The sequence below is a fragment of the Porphyromonas sp. CAG:1061 genome, from assembly GCF_000435035.1.
GTDB lineage: Bacteria > Bacteroidota > Bacteroidia > Bacteroidales > Porphyromonadaceae > Porphyromonas_A > Porphyromonas_A somerae.
In genome coordinates this window covers 2,884-8,464 of record NZ_HF988931.1, presented here as the reverse complement: position 1 = coordinate 8,464, position 5,581 = coordinate 2,884, and the positions used below count along the sequence as shown (strand labels likewise).

Annotated in this window: 4 protein-coding genes; 3 read left to right on the top strand and 1 reads right to left on the bottom strand. The window is 45.2% G+C overall.

Features of this window, described 5'->3' with window-relative positions; translation table 11 throughout:
- A partial coding sequence (locus QVO39_RS06645) for a DUF5715 family protein (RefSeq protein ID WP_288171886.1) occupies positions 1–488 on the bottom strand: 488 nt, incomplete at its 3' end.
- Between the two features lie 501 nt (positions 489–989).
- Here QVO39_RS06645 and QVO39_RS06640 point away from each other — a divergent pair.
- The 3 genes from QVO39_RS06640 (at position 990) to QVO39_RS06630 (ending at position 5,506) form a co-directional block, all read left to right on the top strand.
- Positions 990–3,845 (top strand): TonB-dependent receptor, encoded by a 2,856-nt coding sequence (locus QVO39_RS06640; RefSeq protein WP_021903523.1) that lies wholly within the window; start codon positions 990–992, stop codon positions 3,843–3,845.
- A 26-nt stretch (positions 3,846–3,871) separates the two neighbouring features.
- Positions 3,872–4,840, top strand: a complete 969-nt coding sequence (locus QVO39_RS06635; protein ID WP_021903522.1) for a metallophosphoesterase — start codon at positions 3,872–3,874, stop codon at positions 4,838–4,840.
- Between the two features lie 189 nt (positions 4,841–5,029).
- Complete coding sequence (locus tag QVO39_RS06630; protein WP_021903521.1) at positions 5,030–5,506, top strand: Hsp20/alpha crystallin family protein; 477 nt, start codon at positions 5,030–5,032, stop codon at positions 5,504–5,506.
- Positions 5,507–5,581: the final 75 nt, after the last annotated feature.

The window sequence follows — 5,581 nt, the reverse complement described above, 5'->3', positions numbered from 1 at the left end:
TTCCCTCGTCGTAGCTTTCGCACATCTTCCTCCGTGCGTGTAACACTCGTGATCACTGGGCGATAGAGTGGAAGTTGGTCCTCCGAAAGCACTCCTACAAAGCTCGACCCAATCTCCTCAAGGAGCTGTGCCATTTCAGGAATCACATAGGGAACGGAGTGTGTCAGCTCCATTATTTTGTAATGATCATTGCTCTGTAGCTCCACGAGTCCCTTCTTATGCTCCAGCTCATTGCGAGTTTGGGCTGGGGTAATCCCTTTTTTCTTGGCTGCTTTGAGCTGTATATCATTGAGGTCATTGAAGTCTCTATTGTAGCTCCCCCTAAAGCGATAGGCCACCCTCCCTTCCATCACCTCCATAGGGTAGGGATCGGCCGGCTCTGGACGTTCCCAGGTCCATGCCATCAATATCCCAGTGATGACCACTAATGGGACAATATATCTATAAAGGTAGGGACGCCAATTAATTGGTCGCTTAGTCTCTTCCATTTTAAGCTAATAGTACTATAAGTATATCTCTACGCAAATCTACTAAACATTAATGAGATAATCACTCCCTTTCAGTTTAGGAGCGAGGGTATGCATCAGCCTAATGCGTCACCCCTGAGTCAATCGCCATCTCTAAACCCTTCATAAATCATCTATGCTTGTGGGGTAAAAGTGGAGATGCAACTAAGCAATCGGCGAGTTGCAACTAAGCATTTGCCGAGTTGCATCTCGCCGATTGCTTAGTTGCATCTCGGCAAGCGCTTTGGTATAGTTTTGAAATCCAGTTGGTTGTGAAGGACGTATCTGTGCCCCTGTTTTAGCCAATATTTTCGTCTTATTTCGCAGTTTGGAATTCTGGGGGATGGGGTAGTTCTTGAGGATAAGTTACGTGATGATCGCAACAGCATTGTCACATAGACAGAAGGGAATTGTAATCTAGTTATTATACTTTTGCGAAACGAATAGTTATCACGTTAACAATGTTAAATTTGAAACATTATTATGTTTAGAAAAGAAAGGATGCTATGGTTGTCAATAGTTGCCGGGGCTTTATTATTACCCAGCAATCTAGTGGCTTCGGCGACGCAACCCATAGAACGTTCAGAGAAAGCTCAACCCTCCAAGACCACAGGTAATCTATCGGGTGTTGTAATCGATGAGAATGGAGCATATCTGCCTGGAGCCATATTGACCTTGGATAAGGACAATCGGTACACAGTCTCTACTGCCGATGGCTCGTTTGTCTTCCTAGATGTCCCAGCAGGTTCATATACTCTGACGGTCAAGTATCTAGGCTTTGAGGAGTACAATTCTAAAGTTACCGTACAGAAAGGAAAAAATATCAGTATCAATGTGAAGTTGCGTGAGTCAACGTTCACAACTGGTGAGGTGGTGATTGTGGAAGAGCTATTGAAAGGTCAAGCCCGTGCACTCAATACGGAGCGAAGTAATAGCAACATCACCAATATGGTCTCTGCAGACCAGATAGGGAGGTTCCCCGACTCTAATGTTGGTGACGTCTTGAAGCGTATCTCGGGTATCACAATGCAAAATGACCAAGGAGAGGCTCGCAATATCGTGATGCGTGGTTTAGCACCACATCTCAATTCTGTGACCCTCAATGGCGGACGCATACCAAGTGCAGAGGGAGATAACCGCAATGTGCAGATGGACTTGATCCCTAGCGATATGATCTCTATGATCGAGGTCAATAAGACTCTACTCCCCGATATGGAGGCCGATGCTATTGGTGGTTCGGTCAACTTAGTTACCAAGACCGCCCCACGACGTCAAAAGTTATCAATTAATATGGGTGGGGGTTACAACATGATTCGAAATAAACCAACCTTCAATGGAGCCCTCACCTATGGCAATCACTATCTAGATGATAAGCTAGGAATGGTGGTTTCTTTTTCATATCAGAATAAAGACTACGGCTCTGACAATATTGAGGGCGAATGGACTTCCAAAGGTGATGATATCTATATGAAGGATTTTCAGATCCGCAAGTACGATGTACAGCGTGTACGCCGAAGCGGATCTATCAACCTGGATTATAAGTTCAATAACTCAAGTTCAATCTACCTGAAGACCCTCTACAATTGGCGTGATGATAGAGAAAATCGCTTTCGCTACCGTATGACCAAGATGAAGCTAGAGAGTGACGGCACTTATAGTGGCCGTATTGATCGCCAGACTAAAGGAGGTATTGACAACTCTCGCAATCGTAATCGCCGATTAGAGGATCAGCGTGTCTACAATATCGCTTTGGGTGGTGAGCATCTATTGGGAAGTAAGGTAGAGATGAACTGGGGAGCCTCCTACTCAAGAGCTTCTGAGCATCGTCCTCACGAGCGCTATATCAATATGCGACAAAAGAAGGTCACCTTTGAGCAAGACCTATCTGATACTCGATACCCAAAGATTTCAGCACAAAATGAGTCTATGGATAAGTTTGGATTGGATACGCTCTCAGAGTCTGAGCAGATGACCTATGAAAATGAGTGGGGCGCCAAACTCAATTTCCGCTTTCCCCTTTCCGTGATCCCAGAGCAGAAAGGCCGTCTCCGTATTGGTGCCAAGCTTCGCCTCAAGGAAAAGGATCGAGACAATATCTACTACGAATATGAACCAAAGGGTGACTTCCCAGATTTCCCTCAGATGGATTTGGTAGAGTGGAACGATGCCAAGTTCCTTAATAGCAAAGGCTATGTGCCAGGACAATTCCCAAGCAAAGCCTATTTGGGCGGGTTGGATCTCGGTAATTCCCAAAAGTTTGATCGCGAGGCCATACTGAGTGAATACTGGACTGCCAACTACAATGCTAAGGAGAATATCTATGCTGCCTATTTGCGGTGGGACCAAAATATCACCAAGAAGCTAGTGATTATTACTGGGTTGAGAATTGAGCACACAGCGATTGACTACCTAGGGCATACATTGATAGAAGATGAGAAGGGTGAAGATGTCAAAGACAAAAATAGCTATACCAACTTCTTCCCTAATCTGACCCTTAAGTACGAACCCAATAAAAAGACAGTACTGAGAGCTGCCTACTCAACTTCTATTGCTCGACCAAACTACTACTGGTTGGTACCTTATATGAATATCTCAAATGCCGATCACAATATATCGCTCGGCAATTCGGATCTTAAGAGTACCTATGCTCACAATGTGGATCTGATTGCTTCGTACTATCCAGGTAATGTGGCATCGCTATCTGCGGGGCTCTTTTACAAGCGTCTGAACGACTTTATCTACACCTATGCTACTAGTAGCTTTACGAATAGTGACTTCGCCAAGCTCTATCCCTCCCGTAGCAATCCAATTCCAGTGGGTGAGGAGTGGGACTACAAGACACATCACAATGGCGAGTCGGTAGATATATATGGCTTTGAGGTCTCGTACAATCGCCAGCTTGACTTCCTGCCCTTGGCCTTCCTACGGCGCCTTTCTCTCTACCTCAATTATACCTATACCCACTCCAAGGCTTCGGGTATTACCAATGAAGAGGGCGAAGAGCGTCAGGGCATGATGTTGCCTGGTTCGGCACCTCATACCGTTAATGCCTCTATCGCTTACGAGGATAAGCACTTCACGGCACGCCTATCATACAACTATACCAGTTCGTATGTCGATGAATTGGGCAAAAATGATTTCGAAGATCGTTACTACGGAAGTCAGGCTTTTTTGGACTTCAATGCCAATTACAAGATAAAGCAAAACTTGCAAATCTTCTTCGATGCCAATAACTTACTCAATACGCCCCTCTATTACTACCAAGGCCAGAAGGATCGGCTCATGCAATTGGAGCTTTACAAGCCAACCTTTAACGCTGGCATCCGTTGGAATCTATAAACATTTACATTCATAATAATAGGACTATGACTTACAAAATAAATAGGATCTTACTAGCCCTTTGGCTACTACTACCGCTAAGTGCTTTCGCACAGATGTCGCCTTCAGAGATAGCTGAGGCGAGTGATGATGGATTTAATTTCCTGATTATTACCGACCAGGGTCGCAACGGCTATTATGACCAAAAAGCTATTGCACAGAGTATGGGCGAACTAGCTGGCAATGGCGATGCCGAGTTTGTACTCACCCTTGGAGATAACTTTCACTACATTGGGCTGGAGAGCACTTCCGACCCGCTGTGGATGACTAACTTTGAATTGGTCTACGATCATCCCGAGCTACAGATACCTTGGTACCCCATCATTGGCAATCATGAGCAAAAGGGTAATGTGCAGGCGATGATTGATTATTCTAAGGTTAGCCGTAGGTGGGTGATGCCCGCACGCTATTACTCTCTCTGCTTCACGACTGACGAGGGGGAGAAGGTGGAGCTCTTTATGTTGGATACTTGCCCGCTGATTGATAAGTATCGTAATGATCCAGAGTACCGAAGCGTACAGGGTGAGAGCCGAGAAGAGCAATTGGCTTGGCTGGAAAAGGGCTTAGCCAATAGCACAGCGGATTACAAAATAGTTGCCGGTCATCACCCCGTATATGCGGATACAAAAAAGTCTGAATCAGAGCGATTGGATATGCAGAAGTACGTTCAACCACTGCTGGAGAAGTATGGGGTAGACCTCTATCTATCAGGACACATACACAATCATCAGCATATTCGCCCTCGTGGTAGCTCTGTTGACTATGTGGTGGTCTCATCGGGTGCTCTTTCACGCAAGGTGAAGCCGATAGAGGGAACGCAGTTTTGTAGCCCTGAGACAGGTTTTGCCTTTATATCTATTAAGAATGGTAAGCTCACTATGTATTTATTGGATAAAGGGGGCAATGAACTGTACCATATATCCCGCACGAAATCACATTCGTCATCTATGAGGTAGGGGCTAGTAACCTTTGTCGCTCTTTTTTGTCAAAAACCGCATGCTGTCGTGACGAAATAGTCAATTGTCAGGACTAAGTGTCAAATATCTATCTTGGCAAACGCTTTGCACTTACTTAAGTAGCTAGGGCAGGTGGCTCTAGGAAGTGTTTGATAATAAGCATACTAAACTTAAAGGAAGGAAATAGATATGGGACGTACAATTTTTGACTTGATGGATGAGATATTTGCCAATGATATGGCAAGACCAGCTGTGGCAAGTAATAGGCGGAGCACCACTCCTATGTGCAATGTGATGGAGAGCGACAAGGAGTATACCATACAGATAGCAGCTCCTGGACTAACTAAGGAAGATGTGCAGGTAAAGCTTGATGAAGATGAGGCGCTGGTGATTTCGATGCAAAAGAAGGAGGAGCAGAAGGAGGTGAACTCTGCTGAGGCTTCAGAGAGTGAGCATAAGGAGGTTTCAAGGGTTGAGGAAAGCCCCGTGAGATACTTGCGTAGGGAGTTTATGCATCAGAGCTTTGTACAAAGGCTATTGCTTCCCGAAGATGTTGATAAGGAGGGTATCTCGGCCAAGATGGAAAATGGAATGCTAGAAGTGGTGATTCCAAAGCTCAAGGAAGAGGAGAAGACTCCTATTGAGCGTGTGATTAACATAGGCTGATAGATGATGTAGCGCAGAATTAGCTGTTGAATAGTTTGTTTGTGAAGTGGCGGTCGTCGGACTTAGAAGGTTCCG